The sequence below is a fragment of the Clostridium sp. OM05-9 genome, assembly GCF_003481465.1.
Taxonomy (GTDB): Bacteria; Bacillota; Clostridia; order Lachnospirales; family Lachnospiraceae; genus Coprococcus; species Coprococcus ammoniilyticus.
The window spans coordinates 221,584-237,869 of record NZ_QULF01000005.1 but is presented as its reverse complement, the minus strand read 5'-3'; the positions used below and the strand labels follow the sequence as shown (position 1 = coordinate 237,869).

The 16,286-nt window shown below is 42.3% G+C and carries 15 protein-coding genes; 5 read left to right on the top strand and 10 right to left on the bottom strand.

What is annotated here, in order from left to right:
- Positions 1-119: 119 nt before the first annotated feature.
- Positions 120-998, bottom strand: a complete 879-nt coding sequence (locus DXB77_RS10010) for a DegV family protein (RefSeq protein WP_118663154.1) — start codon at positions 996-998, stop codon at positions 120-122.
- A 331-nt stretch (positions 999-1,329) separates the two neighbouring features.
- On the opposite strand from DXB77_RS10010, the gene DXB77_RS10005 reads away from it, so the two are divergent.
- Entirely contained in the window at positions 1,330-1,983 is a 654-nt protein-coding gene (locus DXB77_RS10005; protein WP_117808042.1) for a hypothetical protein, read from the top strand.
- Positions 1,984-2,013: 30 nt separating this feature from the next.
- On the opposite strand, the gene DXB77_RS10000 is transcribed toward DXB77_RS10005, so the two are convergent.
- The 4 genes from DXB77_RS10000 to DXB77_RS09985 all read right to left on the bottom strand — a co-directional run bounded on the left by DXB77_RS10000 (position 2,014) and on the right by DXB77_RS09985 (position 6,848).
- On the bottom strand, positions 2,014-3,465 hold the full coding sequence (locus tag DXB77_RS10000; RefSeq protein WP_118663153.1) for a nicotinate phosphoribosyltransferase: 1,452 nt from the start codon (positions 3,463-3,465) through the stop codon (positions 2,014-2,016).
- Positions 3,466-3,552: 87 nt separating this feature from the next.
- Positions 3,553-4,170 carry a Maf family protein gene (locus DXB77_RS09995; protein WP_008402409.1) on the bottom strand — a complete coding sequence of 206 codons (618 nt, stop codon included), beginning with the start codon at positions 4,168-4,170 and terminating at the stop codon, positions 3,553-3,555.
- Positions 4,171-4,185: 15 nt separating this feature from the next.
- Complete coding sequence (locus DXB77_RS09990) at positions 4,186-5,382, bottom strand: pyridoxal phosphate-dependent aminotransferase (RefSeq protein WP_008402408.1); 1,197 nt, start codon at positions 5,380-5,382, stop codon at positions 4,186-4,188.
- A 242-nt stretch (positions 5,383-5,624) separates the two neighbouring features.
- Positions 5,625-6,848, bottom strand: coding sequence for an ATP-binding protein (locus tag DXB77_RS09985; protein ID WP_118663152.1), 1,224 nt, complete (start codon positions 6,846-6,848; stop codon positions 5,625-5,627).
- A 796-nt stretch (positions 6,849-7,644) separates the two neighbouring features.
- On the opposite strand from DXB77_RS09985, the gene malQ reads away from it, so the two are divergent.
- The 4 genes from malQ to DXB77_RS09960 are packed head-to-tail and all read left to right on the top strand — an operon-like array spanning position 7,645 to position 11,350.
- Positions 7,645-9,174 (top strand): 4-alpha-glucanotransferase, encoded by a 1,530-nt coding sequence (malQ, locus tag DXB77_RS09975; protein WP_118663150.1) that lies wholly within the window; start codon positions 7,645-7,647, stop codon positions 9,172-9,174.
- Positions 9,175-9,189: 15 nt separating this feature from the next.
- Complete coding sequence (locus tag DXB77_RS09970; RefSeq protein WP_118663149.1) at positions 9,190-9,927, top strand: lysophospholipid acyltransferase family protein; 738 nt, start codon at positions 9,190-9,192, stop codon at positions 9,925-9,927.
- A gap of 26 nt (positions 9,928-9,953) precedes the next feature.
- Positions 9,954-10,511 (top strand): hypothetical protein, encoded by a 558-nt coding sequence (locus DXB77_RS09965; RefSeq protein ID WP_118663148.1) that lies wholly within the window; start codon positions 9,954-9,956, stop codon positions 10,509-10,511.
- Between the two features lie 2 nt (positions 10,512-10,513).
- Positions 10,514-11,350, top strand: a complete 837-nt coding sequence (locus DXB77_RS09960) for a CPBP family intramembrane glutamic endopeptidase (RefSeq protein ID WP_118663147.1) — start codon at positions 10,514-10,516, stop codon at positions 11,348-11,350.
- Positions 11,351-11,540: 190 nt separating this feature from the next.
- Here the strand turns inward: DXB77_RS09960 and DXB77_RS09955 are convergent, their stop codons facing one another.
- From DXB77_RS09955 to DXB77_RS09935, 5 genes are all read right to left on the bottom strand, one after another.
- Complete coding sequence (locus DXB77_RS09955; RefSeq protein WP_118663146.1) at positions 11,541-12,179, bottom strand: SAM-dependent methyltransferase; 639 nt, start codon at positions 12,177-12,179, stop codon at positions 11,541-11,543.
- A 6-nt stretch (positions 12,180-12,185) separates the two neighbouring features.
- Positions 12,186-12,623 carry a DUF1934 domain-containing protein gene (locus DXB77_RS09950; protein WP_021944202.1) on the bottom strand — a complete coding sequence of 146 codons (438 nt, stop codon included), beginning with the start codon at positions 12,621-12,623 and terminating at the stop codon, positions 12,186-12,188.
- A gap of 3 nt (positions 12,624-12,626) precedes the next feature.
- Complete coding sequence (locus DXB77_RS09945; protein ID WP_118663145.1) at positions 12,627-13,685, bottom strand: D-alanine--D-alanine ligase family protein; 1,059 nt, start codon at positions 13,683-13,685, stop codon at positions 12,627-12,629.
- Between the two features lie 108 nt (positions 13,686-13,793).
- The gene (locus DXB77_RS09940; RefSeq protein ID WP_118663144.1) at positions 13,794-14,588 is read right to left on the bottom strand and encodes a hypothetical protein; all 795 of its coding nucleotides are present in this window, start codon (positions 14,586-14,588) and stop codon (positions 13,794-13,796) included.
- 51 nt (positions 14,589-14,639) lie between these two features.
- Positions 14,640-16,280 carry a hypothetical protein gene (locus tag DXB77_RS09935; RefSeq protein ID WP_147353812.1) on the bottom strand — a complete coding sequence of 547 codons (1,641 nt, stop codon included), beginning with the start codon at positions 16,278-16,280 and terminating at the stop codon, positions 14,640-14,642.
- Positions 16,281-16,286: the final 6 nt, after the last annotated feature.

Here is a 16,286-nt window from a genome sequence, read left to right as displayed (position 1 = left end):
ATTCATCTTTTTCTTGCCAGTCAATCCCCATGCAAAAAGACCCTTATCCACATCGGTTCTTGTATATCTGCTTCCACTTCTGTGAACAAAGGTCTTTTCTATGAAAATCTATATTCTGTTTATGCTTCGTCTTTTACCGTAAAAACAACTCCGGCTACCTTTGGTCCTGCATTCGAAGCAACCGCTGCTCCGATCTGGAAGAAATCGTCCGGCGCATAACCAACCTTTTCTGTCATCTTGGCAGCCAGTTCATCCCTGCATACATCATCGCATCCATATACGATCTGATATGGCGAACCCGGAAGCATCTCTGCTGCTGAGACATCTGCCATTTTTGCCAGTAATTTCTTCTCGCCGCGGCATTTGAATGCTGTAACGATCTCATTTGCCCATATCTTCATGATCGGTTTTACGCCAAGTGCATCACCGACCAGTGCTGCTGCACTTGGAATACGTCCCGATTTTGCTGCATATTTCAATCCATAGATACCGAAGTAGATCCGTCGCTTCGGAAGAATGTCTGACAGATAAGCAGTGATCTCATCCACTGTTTTTCCCTCTTCTGCCATCTTTGCTGCCTGCACAACCGGATATCCATACTGACCGCTATATCCAACACCATCAAAGATCTGAATCGTTCCTTTTCCTGCATACTCCGGATGCTCCTCAAAAAATTCATTCTTTGCCATGACTGCATTATCATGGGTAGCAGAACCCTTTTTATTGATGCTGACAAATATAATATCTGTATATCCTGCATCAAACTGCTCCTTATACAGCTCGTCGAACTGGAATGCTGTGATCTGCGCCGTCTTTGGCAACTCGTTTGGATTTTCCTCCATTAACTTATAAAAACCGGTATTGTCAAAATCGACTCTGCTCATATAAGATTTGTCACCGATCGTTACCGGAAACGGAAGGATTAATATATTATATTTCTGTTCCTCAGCAGTCGAAATATCACTGGCTGAATCTGTTATGATCCTGATCTTGCTCATAGGTAAAACCTCATCTTTCTATTTGTAAACCGGCACTTCAAAACTCTTATACACTCTACTAATTTCAAGTTTCAAAAATGCCTGTATCCCTTAACTTTTTATAATATAGATGATTCAAACAGCAAATGTCAATCGTAGTTTCTATATAGAAAAGCCATGGTTTTCGGGGCTTTGTAACATGGTTTGAAAGACTAGATATTTTATTTTTACTTTTTGGGGAAGACTCCCTATCCGGCAGTAAATTGTGTTACAATAAAATCCATAAACAAACTTGAAAAGCAGCATTGCATGTGATTCGCACATGCAGACAGGTTACATAAGGGGATTGCATATGTTGAATTTAAAGGCAAATGATCAGAAACCACCTAAGAATAAACCGACAATCGAAACAGATCTCTCTGAAGCAGCAGAGAAATCTGATCCTCCATATTCACAGGAATATTTTGATCTGATGGATATGATCGACAATACCGATAAACAGATTGAATATTATAAAATGGTATATACCGCCGAGATCGACGGACTTCCTAAGAGGAGGCACAGTCTGAAAACACATTTTATCTATAATGTGATTTTCTTAATTCTTCTGCTTGGATATGATTATTTTCATCTTACAGTCATTGTTATGGGTGGCGGAATGATTCTGAGGACGATCACAGGTTTGATTGCTTTGGGTGTTTTAATTCTTGCTACTATATACATGATCGGTCACACCATTCGTGCCTATATTCTTTACCAGATCAATATGCTTCCCGATTTTATGACAGATTACCTGCAAAAGTATAATATCCATACCATGGTGGAGGAAGAAGCCTATTGCAGAAATGTTCTCCGACAGATGTTAGCATATGAAACAACACTGGCTCATATCAAAAAAGCAGCTCCGAAAACAACAACAGAAATCAACGCTGCTATGAGCGAGATCTCTGCTATGAATTTTGATATTAAAGATTTCCATTATAACGCCGGTCGGACGATAAAATAATATATATTTTCTGATCTGACCATTCCTGCATCAATGTCTACTGTTTAGCAGCTTCTGTTTCAGGTCATATAACGGCTTTGACAGATCGACAAATACTTCCTGCGGATTTACCAGTCGTCTGGTCTCATCCCAGAGTGTATTCAGTTCTTTCTGGCAATACTCGCGGATCTCCATCGTGGATGGATTCTGATATACGCACTGTCCCTTCAAGAATACCGGGACAAGCATCTCACGGATCTCATAAGAACCACCCGGAAGTGTCGAACGCTTCCATGTAGCCATCTGGTCAAATATCTCCAGATCTTCCGCTTCATTATATGTCTCATCGGAAAGTGCAATCAGATCCGCCTTGATCTTTCCGGTCTCCTTATTATACAGACGGAATACCGTCTTATTTCCTGGATTTGTGATCTTCGCCGGATTCTCTGATATCTTGATCTTCGCTGTGAATTCTTCATCCTCCGGCTTCTTGATCGCCGCAAGCTTATAAACACCGCCAAAAGATGGATTATCTGCTGATGTGATCAGATTGGTTCCAACGCCCCATGACGTGATCGCTGCACCCTGATTCTTCAAACTGTTGATCAGATATTCGTCCAGATCAGAGGATGCTGCAATGACTGCATCCGGATATCCCGCTGCATCCAACATTTTTCTGGCTTTCTTAGACAGATATGCAAGGTCACCGGAATCCAGACGGATTCCATATCTGGTCGGCATCTTTCCCTCTGCCTTCATCTCATCAAATACCCGGATCGCATTTGGCACACCGGATTTCAATGTGTCATATGTGTCAACCAACAATGTACATGCATCCGGATATAATTCTGCATATCTCTTAAATGCTGTATATTCATCCGGGAAGCTCATGATCCAGCTATGTGCATGTGTCCCAAGTACAGGCACGCCGAACTGCTTACCGCAGATTACATTTGAGGTTCCGACACAGCCACCGATAACTGCCGCCCTCGCACCGAAGGTTCCGGCATCCGGTCCCTGCGCACGGCGAAGTCCGAATTCCATGATACCATCCCCTTTTGCTGCATAGCAGACTCTGGATGCCTTTGTAGCGATCAGACTCTGATGGTTCACGATATTTAATAATGCAGTCTCAACCAACTGCGCTTCCATGATCGGTGCAACCACCTTCACAAGTGGCTCATACGGAAATACTACAGAACCTTCCGGGATCGCATAGATATCACCTGTGAAATGAAATCCTGCAAGGTAATTCAGAAATTCTTCATCAAACATATTCAGACTTCTTAAGTAATCAACGTCTTCATAGGAAAAGGACAGATTCTTGATATAGTCGATCACCTGTTCCAGACCACAGGCGATCGCATAGCCGCTTCCGGATGGATTTTTTCTGTAGAATGCATCAAATACAACGATGTCATCTGCTTTCTCACGGAAATATCCCTGCATCATCGTCAATTCATAGAAGTCTGTTAATAAGGTAAAATTTCTCTTTTCGTCCATATCTCTGTCCTCCTGCCTTTCTTTTTTCAGCAGTTTATAATCTCTACTATTCTATCATACATGATCGGCACATCGTTTTCTCACACATTACTGCCCATATAACATCTCATTTAACTCATGGTATAACCGAGAAAGCGGAAGTCCGACAACATTGTCATAACTGCCCTTGATCCCTTTCACAAACAGACCACCCTGTGTCTGTATCCCATAGCTTCCCGCTTTGTCAAATGGATCTCCCGTCGCAAGATATCCGGTGATCTCCTCATGCGTCATCGGATAAAATGTAACCTCTGTATTTTCGTAAAATGTCTTTGTCCGGCATTTCTCTCCGTCATAATACATAATAGAAACACCTGTATATACATTATGTGTCTGTCCTGACAAACTATTCAACGTATTATATGCATCGTCATAATCAACCGGTTTTCCAAGGATCCTGCCATTTAATGCGACGACCGTATCGGAACCGATCACGATAAACGGCTGTGTCTCTGCTTCCGTACCGGCATGGTCTGCACATACCTTTTTATATACATTTTCTGCCTTTCTTCCGGCAAGTTCCATCACCATATCCTTTGGAAAACGGATATCGGTAGCTTCATCGCAGTCACTTGGCATAACCGTAAATGTATAACCGGCTCTTTCAAGCAGCTCTTTTCTTCTCGGTGAATTCGATGCAAGTATGATCGGAATCTGTGTAACCATGATGTTCTCCTTTGATTACTCCATCTCTTTTGCAAGCTTCATTGCTTTTTCAAATAACGGAAGTGCGCGTTCTACCATCTCCGTTGTGGTACAGTAAGCAAGTCTCATATGTCCCGGACACATAAAGCTGTCTCCCGGTACCAGGATCAGATCCAGCTTGCTGGCTGTCATACGACAGAATGCATTTGCATCCGCAATCGGAGTCTTTGGGAACATATAGAAGGTTCCGCCCGGTTCTACACACTCATATCCCATATTTGTAAGCTCTTTATATAAAATATTCTTATTCTTCTCATAGATTGACAGGTCAGCTGTCTTATCGATCACTTCTGCCACACCAAGCTGGATCATGGATGGCGGACAGTTATGTCCTGTAAATCTGGAGATCTGACCACACATCAGAACGATCAGCTTCGCATCCTTACATTTCGGATTTACCGCTACATATCCGATACGCTCACCCGGAAGGGAAAGTGACTTACTGAATGAATAACAGCAGATACTGTTGTCATAGAAGGATGAAATAAATGGCGAATCCGTTCCTTCAAATACGATCTCACGATAAGGTTCATCGGAGATAATATAGATATCATGTCCATATTCCTTCTGCTTTTCTTCCAGAATTGCAGCCAGCTTCTTGATCGTCTCTGTTGAATATACGATACCGGATGGGTTATTCGGAGAGTTAATAAGAACTGCCTGTACATTTGGATTTAAAAGCTCCAGAAATGCATCAAAATTAATCTGGAAGGATGTAATATCCGCCGGCACGATCTTAAGCACCGCACCTGTTCCGTCAACATATGGAACATACTCAGGGAAATATGGAGCAAATGTAATCACCTCATCTCCCGGCTTTGTTACACAACGAATCGCATGTGCGATCGCACCTGCTGCACCGGAGGTCATGAAAATATCATCTGCTGTATATTCCATTCCAAATCTTCTATTTAAAGAATCTGCAACCGCTTCTCTGACGGACATAATACCAAGTGTCGGGCTGTATCCATGAAGTGTCAATGGATTTTCTTCTTTTAACATCCGTTCCAATGTCTCTGTAAACTCCGGACATACCGGAACAGAAGGATTACCGATCGTAAAATTGTATACATTCTCTTTTCCGATCTCTGCCGCACGTTTTGACGCATACTGCGCAAATTCTCTTATTATAGAACCTTTGGTTGTCATATCTGCATATTTTTCCGAAATCATACCTGTTATCCTCCGTCTGTTGTGAATTTAATAATGGAAGTATACCGCCGAAAAGGCAAAAAAACAAGTGGTAATAAATCGGGGAAAAGACTTATTACCACTTGCAAAAAATGAGGGGAGAGAGGATTCAAATAAATGAAAAACTCTTACAATACATAGTATATAAGGGATGTGTGTCTAAACTGTGTTTATTTTCTGATGTATTTATAAACAGATTCTACATTCTATTTACAAATTCTTTATTATATTGTCCAGATCGGAACAATGTAATTTTCTGAATCAACAGCCGAAAGTTCCGAACGCATACAGATGATTGCTCCCTTTCCTCTTGGAACTGCTCCTTTATCCAGAATTCTGAATGCCCTGGTCAGTTCACTTCCGGGATTTACTGAGCGTTTTATCTCTAACGGATGCACCATACCATCACTTTCAATCACCATATCAATTTCATTACTGTCTTTATCTCTGTAATACCACATAAGACATTCATCCGCTTCATTTTGATATGTCTTCCGTATCTCGGAAACAACATAATTTTCCAGTATTGCTCCATTAATCGCCCCATTTTCAAGTATTTCTGGAGTTGTATATTTTGTAAGATATGCAACCAGGCCCGTATCAAAGAAATATAATTTAGGAGTTTTAACTGTTCTCTTTAACAAATTATTAGAATAAGGACGTAAATAAAAAATAATATCCGACTTCTCAAGCACCTGCAGCCATCGCTTAATTGTCTCATCTGAAACACCAACGTCATTTGCTATATCATGTATATTTAACATTTGTGCACACCTGCATGCTGCAGCTCTTACAAAGTCCATAAATACAAGTTTATCAACATTTGTAATCAGCTCTGATACATCTCTGTCAATATATGTTTGAATATAACTGGAATAAAAAACATTTCTGTCTTTATACCGTCCGCTTCTATATCCCGGCATAGATCCCATCCAGATTCTCTCATATAGCTCCGACAATTCCGCCTTTGTTCCATTTTTACTTCGCTGCTTTAATGTTTCAAGATCAACACTAAACTTAATATTCTCGCCTGCTCCATACAACTCATGCTGTGACAAAGATGACATGTGAATAATAGCAGTTCTTCCCGCCAAAGATTCCTGTGCAAGCTCCATCATCCGAAATGCCTGCGACCCGGTCAACCAAAATGATGATGCCGATGCTCCATTATCTATAGCCATCTTAATATATGGAAATAATTGCGGAGCATATTGTACCTCATCTATTAAAATCGGAAGATCATGCATCTGCAAAAACATAGCAGGATCTGTCTGTGCCAGTTTCCTTTCTTCCAGATCATCCAGGCTCACCACTGTCCTATTCTCATCCATTAATTTTTTAAATAAAGTTGTTTTTCCAACCTGCCTCGGTCCTGTAATTAATATACAGGAATAGTCTTCTGCTAATTCTTTTATCTTTTTTTCTAAATCTCTATGAATATATTCCATATATCTGCACCTCTTTTTTCGGCTAAAATAAGATCAAATCTTATTTTAGCCGAAAAGTAATAATTTATCAAGAATAAAGAGCCGCATACGACTCTTTTGCACCCAAACAATATTATAAAACAAAAAACAAGTGGTAACAAACCGGGGAAAGATTTATTACCACTTGCAAAAAATGAGGGGAGAGAGGATTCAAATAAATGAAAAACTCTTACAATACATAGTATATAAGGGAAGTGTGTCTAAACTGTGTTTATTTTCTGATGTATTTATGAAGATCATAAACAAAACTTTATAAAACTAACACAGCATTACAAAACATATAAACCAACCGCCTGTCCGCCCCTGTCGGTCTCCTTGGCTGGTATGGGTGGTTGGCATGGGCAGTTGGCCTCCCCACTATAAATGGCTTGCTGCGATTTCTGTTCGTTGCACATGCCTGATTCGTAAATACTCCTGTGCTAACTCGCCTTCGGCTCAAACAAGCACCCGTATTTACTGGCAATGTGCATCTCACGACGAAATTCTCGCTGATGCCATATTATAGTGGGGAGACCAACTGCCCATGCCAGCCACCCATACCAGCCAAGGAGACTGACAGAGGCGGGCAGACGGACTGCGACTTCTCCCAATTTCAGGCTTGTAAGAATAATTCGTTTTATGTATAATAAAACGTACGGTGTTTTTTCCACACCGCCTTGATTTTTCAAGGAAAAATGGGGTTTTATGATGTTCGGACAGACAGATATATCTGGCCAGACCAAAAACGTCTATATAATAATAGGAAAAGAGGATAAACATGTTAGAAAACAACCATGAAAAAAAGCCAAAGAAATACGCTGGTATTCTGGCACATCCGACTTCATTTCCAAGTCCTTACGGAATTGGTGATCTCGGCAAAGGTGCATACCGGTTTATAGACTTTCTGGCAAATTCGGGCTTGAATCTGTGGCAGGTGCTTCCACTTGGACATACCGGATTTGGTGATTCACCATATCAGCCATTCTCCGCATTTGCCGGTCAGCCGTTAATTATTGACCTTGATGCATTAAAAGAATACAAGCTTCTGTCAGAAGATGATTTTACCGATATGCCGGAATGGGATCCCGTTCACATCGATTACGGAACCTTGATCACATTTAAGACAAAGCTGTTAAAGCTCGCTTACGAACGTTTTACTGATCCTGACCATGAGGACGGATTATCAACAGACGAGGAACAGATGGCAGCATTTGCTTCTTTTAAAAAGGATTCCTCCTGGCTCGCTGACTACTCCCTGTTTATGGCAGGTAAGGATTTCCATGAAGGAATGCCTTGGTATATGTGGGAAGATTCCCTGAAAGCACCTACCAAAAGACAGCGTACCACATGGGAAAAGAAGCTTGCAAATGAGATCGGTTACTATGATTTCATCCAGTTCTTATTCCATACACAGTGGATGGCGATCAAGGAATACGCAAATGAAAAGAACATCAGCATCGTAGGTGATGCTCCGATCTTCCTTGCATGGGACAGTGCCGATGTATGGAGCCATCAGGAGCTTTTCATGCTGGATTCAAAGGGATACCCAACAGAGGTTGCCGGTGTACCACCTGATTATTTCTCAGAGACCGGACAGTTGTGGGGCAACCCACTGTATAACTGGTCAAAGCATACCGCTACCGGTTATGAATGGTGGATTGAGCGAATCAAATACCAGCTCACTCTGACAGATTTCTTAAGGATTGACCATTTCAGAGGATTTGACCGGTACTGGGCTGTACCTTATGGCGAAGAAACCGCCATCAACGGAGAATGGAAGCCCGCTCCCGGTATCAACTTCTTCACACAGTTACAGGCAAATCTTGGCTATGACCTTCCGATCATCGCTGAGGACCTGGGTGAGATCGACGATTCTGTTATCGAATTGCGTGACAAATTCAATCTGCCTGGCATGAAAATCTTACAGTTTGCATTTGAAAATCCGGAAGAAAATGATTTCCTTCCACATAATTATACAAGAAACTGCGTATGCTACACAGGAACACATGACAACGACACAACACTAGGCTGGTATCAGAAAGCATACGAAGCATCCAAGGACAAGCTTCGCCGCTATTTCAGCACAGATGCCAGTGATATCTGCTGGGTTATGATCCGTGCATGTTTCTCTTCTGTTGCAAATATGGCTGTTGTTCCTATGCAGGATGTTCTGAAATTAGATTCATGGGCTCGTCTGAATACTCCGGGTGTAGGAGAAGGCAACTGGGCTTGGCGCTTTGAGGATAAAGACATGGATACGAAATTAGAAGAACGTCTATTTGAGACAGCAAAACTGTACGGCAGATAGAACAGGAGGATATATTTGAGAACCATTATTACTGTACTGTTTGCGGTACTTGGAATCATATTTTGTTTTCCATATCATCTGTATCTGAAGCAGCTTGCAAAAAAAGATCAGGACAAAGCTTACATCAAGGCTCAGAAGCTGGTAAAAGGATTTTTCGGAGCAGTTATGTTCTTAACCGGATGTAAACGAACAGTTATCGGCAAGGAAAACATTCCTACCGACCAACCGGTCATGTTCGTTGGTAATCATCGAAGCTATTTTGATATTTTATCCTGTCACAATGCAATCGATATGCCTCTTGGCTTCATGTCCAAGGACAATATCAAGGATATACCTCTGCTTTACAAATACATGGATGATATCGGATGCACATATCTGGATCGTACCGATCTGAAAAAGGGTCTGGAAACGATTTTACAGACTGCTGATATCATCAAATCCGGTCACTCCATGATGATCTTCCCGGAGGGAACAAGAAATAAGGGCGACGAACTGCTGCCATTTAAAGACGGTGCATTCAAGATCGCTCAGAAAGCCGGATGTCTGATCATTCCGGTTGCTATCTGCGGAACAGACAAATGTATGGAAGCAAATAAACATAATTTTCTTCACAGCAGCAAGGTTGTGATCGAATTCTTAGAGCCGGTTGATATCCGTGGATTGAAGCCGAAGGAACGTAAAGAGGTTCTGGATGCAATCCCAGGTAAGATTCAGGCAGCCCGGTTAAAAAATCTGCCTATGACAGAAAAATAAAATAATAATATAAGGAGGAACTTATTATGCCTTGGTGGGGATGGATGTTAATCGTCATCGCAATATTAGTTGTAATCTTAGTAGTACTTTACATAGTAGGAAACCGCCTGCAGAAGAAGCAGAGCGCACAGAAAGAAGCTATGCTTCAGGCTGCACAGCCTGTCACGATGCTGGTCATCGATAAAAAGATGCTGCCTATGAAAGATGCAAATCTTCCGAAACAGGTATTGGAATCAACTCCAAAGCGTTACCAGAAAGCTAAGCTTCCTATCGTTAAAGCCAAGATCGGTCCACAGATCATCAATCTGATCTGCGACGATGGAATCTTTGATGTTATGCCTATCCGTGGCGAAGTTAAAGCTATGGTCAGCGGTATCTACATCACAAGCGTTAAGAATGTTCGTGGTAAGAAAGCACCGGAACCTGCAAAAAAATCATTCAGCCAAAAGCTTCGTGCAAAACAGAAGAAATACGAGCAGACTTATGAGCAGGAAACTGCCAGCATGAAACTCAGCAAAGAAGAAAAAGCCGCAAGAAAAGCAAAGGCAAAGGAAGATAAAGAAAGGGCAAAGAAGATCCAGTAATCATGATAAATACTCGTGTCGACCTCAGAAAATTAGTTATTACCTGTCTGGTTCCGGTTACCGCATTACTGATACATAATATTGTCTATCTTGCAGGCACCCGGATCTGTGATCTTACAGGCAGTCAGACTGATTCTGTCGGCAGTATCACATCATGTATTTCATATATTCTTTGTATCTGTATTTTCGGATATTTTTATCTGAAATACGAAACCATATTCGGACAGGCTCAGGCCGACAAGACGCATAGTGGTAGGCTGTCTGACAAGACAAAGCACGCAGGAAAGGAAAAATCTTTCCTGCGTGCTTTTGTTATCTTTCTTCTGATCCTGATTCTTGGTATCAGTCTTCAATTCCTGACAACCTGTATTCTTCGCCTGATCGACATCTGCAGACCGGATCTGCTGTCCTCCTATCACGAACAGGTACAGCGATCCTTTTCTATTAACAATGGAATCATACGCATCTGTACCGTTGCTATCCTTGCTCCGATCGCAGAAGAATTTGCCTTTCGTGGCACAGCATTAAAGCTGTCTGCTTCCGCATTTTCAAGCCGATACGCAGATCTTTACGCCATCTTATTCACAGCATTCTGCTTCGGCTTCTATCATGGCAACATCGTCCAGTTCTGCTACAGCGTTCCGGCCGGAATCATTCTGGGCTGTCTTGCCGTATGGTCAGGTTCCCTGATCCCCGGCATGATCCTTCATATGATCTTAAACGCTTCTTCCTATGTGATCGGAAGTATAGCGATCTCCCCCTCTATACTGTGGGGAATCATCGGAATCACCTGTATCCTGATTATGATTTGTATGAAATTAATAAGGCGGTCTATCTGACGGACTAGCTTTATATTGACATTAGCGAAGATTCCGTAATGAAATGCACATTGTCAGTAAATACGGGTGCCTGTTTGAGTCCGAAGGACGAGTTGGCACAGGAGTATTTACGAATCAGACATGTGCATTGAATAGGAATCGCAGCAAGTCAATATAAAGCTAGTCCGCCAGATAGACCGCCTTATTTATTCTATGCTACAAAATATCGTGACAAATGATATACCAGAACCTTCTCATCCGGATCTTCTTCATAACCGGACAATTTGATCATCTTCTTTAAAACGAACAGGTTGCAGTCACGGATTGCTTTCTGATATTCAAATGTCGGATAATAGATCAGAAGTTCAATATCTCTCGGCTGTCTCCGCACCGATGCGATGATATTATCCAGCACCTTTTTGAAGGTTGCGCCGGAAAATGGATTGAAGAAATAGAAATAATTGTCTTCGTCTCCGACCTCATATGCCTCTGCCTCCACATTCAGGAACTGCATCCGTTCCTCCTGATCAAGGAATTTGCTCTGATAGCTTGCGGCATTTGTCAGAAGTCTGTCATAGACCCTGGCATTGTTCTCGATTCCAACCGTCCGGCAGTAATGTCTGGAATTACAGTAAAAAAGCACTCTGCCAAGTCCGCAGCCAAAATCCACAAGCGTATCTTCCGGCTCCATGCTGATCTCATCGAACATCGTCACCAGATCATTATAATATGTAACCTCATAGTTATTATCTTCTTCGTTCACCGGAAGACATACATCCATATCTCCAAATGCTGTCTCCGCGATCGTTTCAATCCCCAGAAAGCTGTCGAAGGATTTCTCACTACCCATATATATTTATACCCCTTCGTAGTCCGCAGTCACATTCAGACTGCAATCCGTAATATAATCATTGTTAAAATCAATACAGTAACGAATATCAATCCGGATTCCCTTCTCAGACTGCTCCATATGATATTCCTCCGTACAGATATTCATACAGATCGGCCCAACCGGAGTTGCATAATGCACCGAGCTGTTCTTCTCCCGGTCAAATAACATAACCGTGTTCACGCTGCCACGTTTCGTAAGCTGTAATGCATGCTCATCGAACCGCAGAAGATTCTTCACCGGTTCTTCCACATCTTCAATGAACTCGTCATATTTGATATAGCGGTTTCCGTTTTTCTCAGAGTATGTTCCCCGCGTCTCAAGCTCCAGAACCTCCGGCTCATCATCCGCTCCGGCAACACTCTGTACACCCGTTACTTTTATCTTTATATCTCTCGTCGTCATAAATTATCTTTCAAATGCCATCTCAATTAAGGTATTTACAAGGGTCTTAATGTCATATCCCTCTGCATCCCACAGCATCGGATACATACTGATCGATGTAAATCCCGGCAATGTATTTACTTCATTAAATATTACACGATTGGTGTCCTTCTCAAGGAAGAAATCCACACGGGCAAGTCCAAAACCGTCAATCGCATTAAAGATACGAATTGCTTCTGCACGAATCTCGTCCTCAGCTTCTTCCGGTATATCTGCCCCGATGATCGTCTTGGAATCTGCATTATTGTATTTTGCATCAAAATCATAGAAATCTGCATTTGCGGCAGCAAGGATCTCTCCAACACCGGATGCCTTTGTATGATTGCCATATCCGAGTACGCCACATTCCAACTCTCTACCGACAATCGTCTCCTCAACAAGAATCTTGGAATCATGGTTGAGTGCTTCATGCAGACCAGCTTCTAACTCAGCTCTGTCATGCGCCTTTGTAACACCCTTTGATGAACCCGCGGATGATGGCTTTACAAATACTGGATAGTTCAACTCGCTCTCTACCCGATCCATCGCAACATCCAGATCATCAAAATCATCTTCTACTACAGGAACGAATTTTGCCTGTGTTACATGGATATGATCAGCAATGATCTTTGTATGGAATTTGTCCATTGCAGCAGCCGATGCAAATACACCGCAGCCCACGTATGGAATGTCCGCCATCTCAAACAATCCCTGAATCGTACCGTCTTCTCCATATAAACCATGCAAAACAGGGAAAATAACATCTACAGGCTCCGCATAGATTCTGTCGCCATCTTTTATGATAATCTCTTTTTCAGAATCCGGTGAAATCACAGCACGAACCTGACTGTCGTACCAGCTTCCGTCAGCAATACTCTCAATGCTGTCAGCCTTCAGCCATTTGCCGTCCTTCGTGATTCCGATCAGTGTCATATCATATTTGTCCGTATCCACCGCTTTGGCAACTGTCTGAACTGAAATGCATGAAACTTCATGTTCCGATGATCTTCCTCCAAAAATAACTACCAGTTTTTTCTTAGTCATATTCCCTTGAGCTCCTTTGAAATATATAATCAAAATATCTCATATCATACCACAACCACCTATATAATTCAAGGATTCCGGGGATTTAGGGGTAGGTGGAAAAGTCAGTCATAATCTTTTCAACGTCACACATAAAGTTTCATAATACCCGGCCGGATAAGCAACGCCATTCAAGGTTGCTGCCGGAAGGTTCAGATACTCAAAAGCTGACCATGCAGTAACTGGGATGCCGTATTCTTCTGCACTTTCCTCTGCACAGGCATCGATATATTCTTTGCTCAGTATCAGATTCTTTCGCACAATGCTTTTCTCCTGATCGTTATAGTCTGCGCCAAGCTTCTCGGCTATACCGTAAAGTACCGCCTGCTCAACATATGAAGTAAATTCATCCAATTGCTTATCCGATAAATTCTCATTTCCCTCATATCTTATTCGAATACGGATAACATCTGATGTCTTATTCTGAGCATTCATCTGACTCTCCGCACTTGCATTTCCTGCTATATCATCATACATTGCTTCCAGTTCCTGTAATTGCTTCTGTGTTTCGTATGCATTTAATGTTGTGCCATCCAGAATCCGAAATGCGGTCTGTATATCATCTGGCAGCTCTGTATCCTGACCATCCGAAAGCTCAAGACCATTTACCACCTGCTGGCTCGATCCATCATTCTTACCGTCTGTCTGTGAAGTTTTGTCACTGGTTATTCCAGCATAATTTTCCTCTGTATTGTCATAGGCTATATCTTCATTTTCTTCCGCATATTCGATCAGGTTCATCACCTGCTCTACGCTGTTTTTCGCACTGTATAATCTTTTCAGTGCTCCCATTTCCACATATAATGTTCCGCAAAATAAACCGATGAGGATTCCGGCAACTGCCGCTCTCACTGCTCTACCCATTTCCATAACCTCCATTTTTCTTTATCAAAATCTAACACTTTAAACGAATGTCTACTCCCCCAGTGTCGCCAGGCACTCTCCTTTGTAATGCATTGCGATATATTTCCGGATGCTGCCGGACGCTTCACCCTGATAAAGCGAATCGGTGCAGATTACTTCTACATAATTCGTTACAAATTCTTTTATCAGCTCCGGATACATCTGTCGCAGGGTTTCTTCGGAATCCACCACGATATATTCAACATGGCTCAGATCAAGGCTCCGGTCATGCGCCTGATCATATTCAGTCCGTGCCTGCTGCAGGCTCTCCGCAACAACCGGATACTCCCGCTCCTCCGATTCGGCTGCTGACTCCGCTCCCTCCAGACTGTCTGTAACAAATGTGTACTCGTAGCCCCCTTCTGTCTCAGAGATCATAACCACACGGAGATAGTCTACCGCTTCAATGGATCTGTCCATGCATCCGGACAACATACAGGCGATCAGAACTCCACCGATCACTTCTGCAGCCATCTTTGCAAGCTTCCCCGGATTCGTCCGTTTCCGTCCTGCAAATGCCGGTACAAGAACAGACAAAGGAATATCCACAGCAGCAATGTAGCTCATAAATGCCCGGCCGGCATCCCGTTCTCCAAGGAACCTGCCCATCCACAAAAACAACAGAAACAAAACAACCACACAGCCACCTCTTATCCACAGGCTTCTTTTCTCTTCCATATCTTCTGCCGAAGCCTGACTCTTTCTCCATACACAGATGATCTTCCAGATCTCATCCACAAACTGACAAATGAATACAATGTGGATAGCCAGAAGCAAGAGTCCGAAGATTATAAGCAGATAACAGGCGAGTAAACCGAGCCTCGCATTTGCACCTCCGGGGAACATCATCGCACCCACAACATTTAGTATTCCCTTTGAAGTCATTGTTTTGCTCTGTAAGCCAAGTAGTGATGTCACAAAACAGGAAGCAACAAGAGCTAACACAACCGGAACAGATACCGTCCACACCAGCATCCCTCGTCTTCGTTTCTCTACTCTCAGATAAAGATACATGACAAATTCCAGCATACATAACCCTACGATCATCAGATATCCTTTTATCAGAACCTGACATATTGTGTTACATACAGATGCCTGCATCTGGAATTCTACATATTCTTTTAGTCGAGAAAAATCTGCATTCCAGAATCCACAAATAATAAACAGCACCAATGTGATCCCGATTCCGATCACACTTGCTTCCGCAAATCCGATATAACCACGCAGCCCCTTTCCTGCCATATAGAAAAGTGCCAGTAATACCGGAACGACCAGAACCGTTCCTGCATAATCCGGCAGCATCAGGATCCGGCTCCCCTGTACAAAGAAATAAAGCAGAAAAAGAACCCGAATTACATATCTGATCACATAAATAGATGCAATAGTCACTTTTTTCTTATTATTCCATACTTTTGCACCCGTTATCTCTGTCTTTTCTTTAGCCGGATCTGACAATTTCACTACACCGGAAAGCGCAAGATGTAGTAGCACCACATAAACCAGAGCAAGTATTAGCATCAAAAAAAGTGATAAAACACCGTTGTTTTTGGAAAAATCCGTCATAATCTGTACCATATTCCAGAAAGTAATCGGGAAAATCAGGCAAGTTCCCGTTATAAAAAGCTGCCGAAACGTCACATTTCTATAATCCATATATTG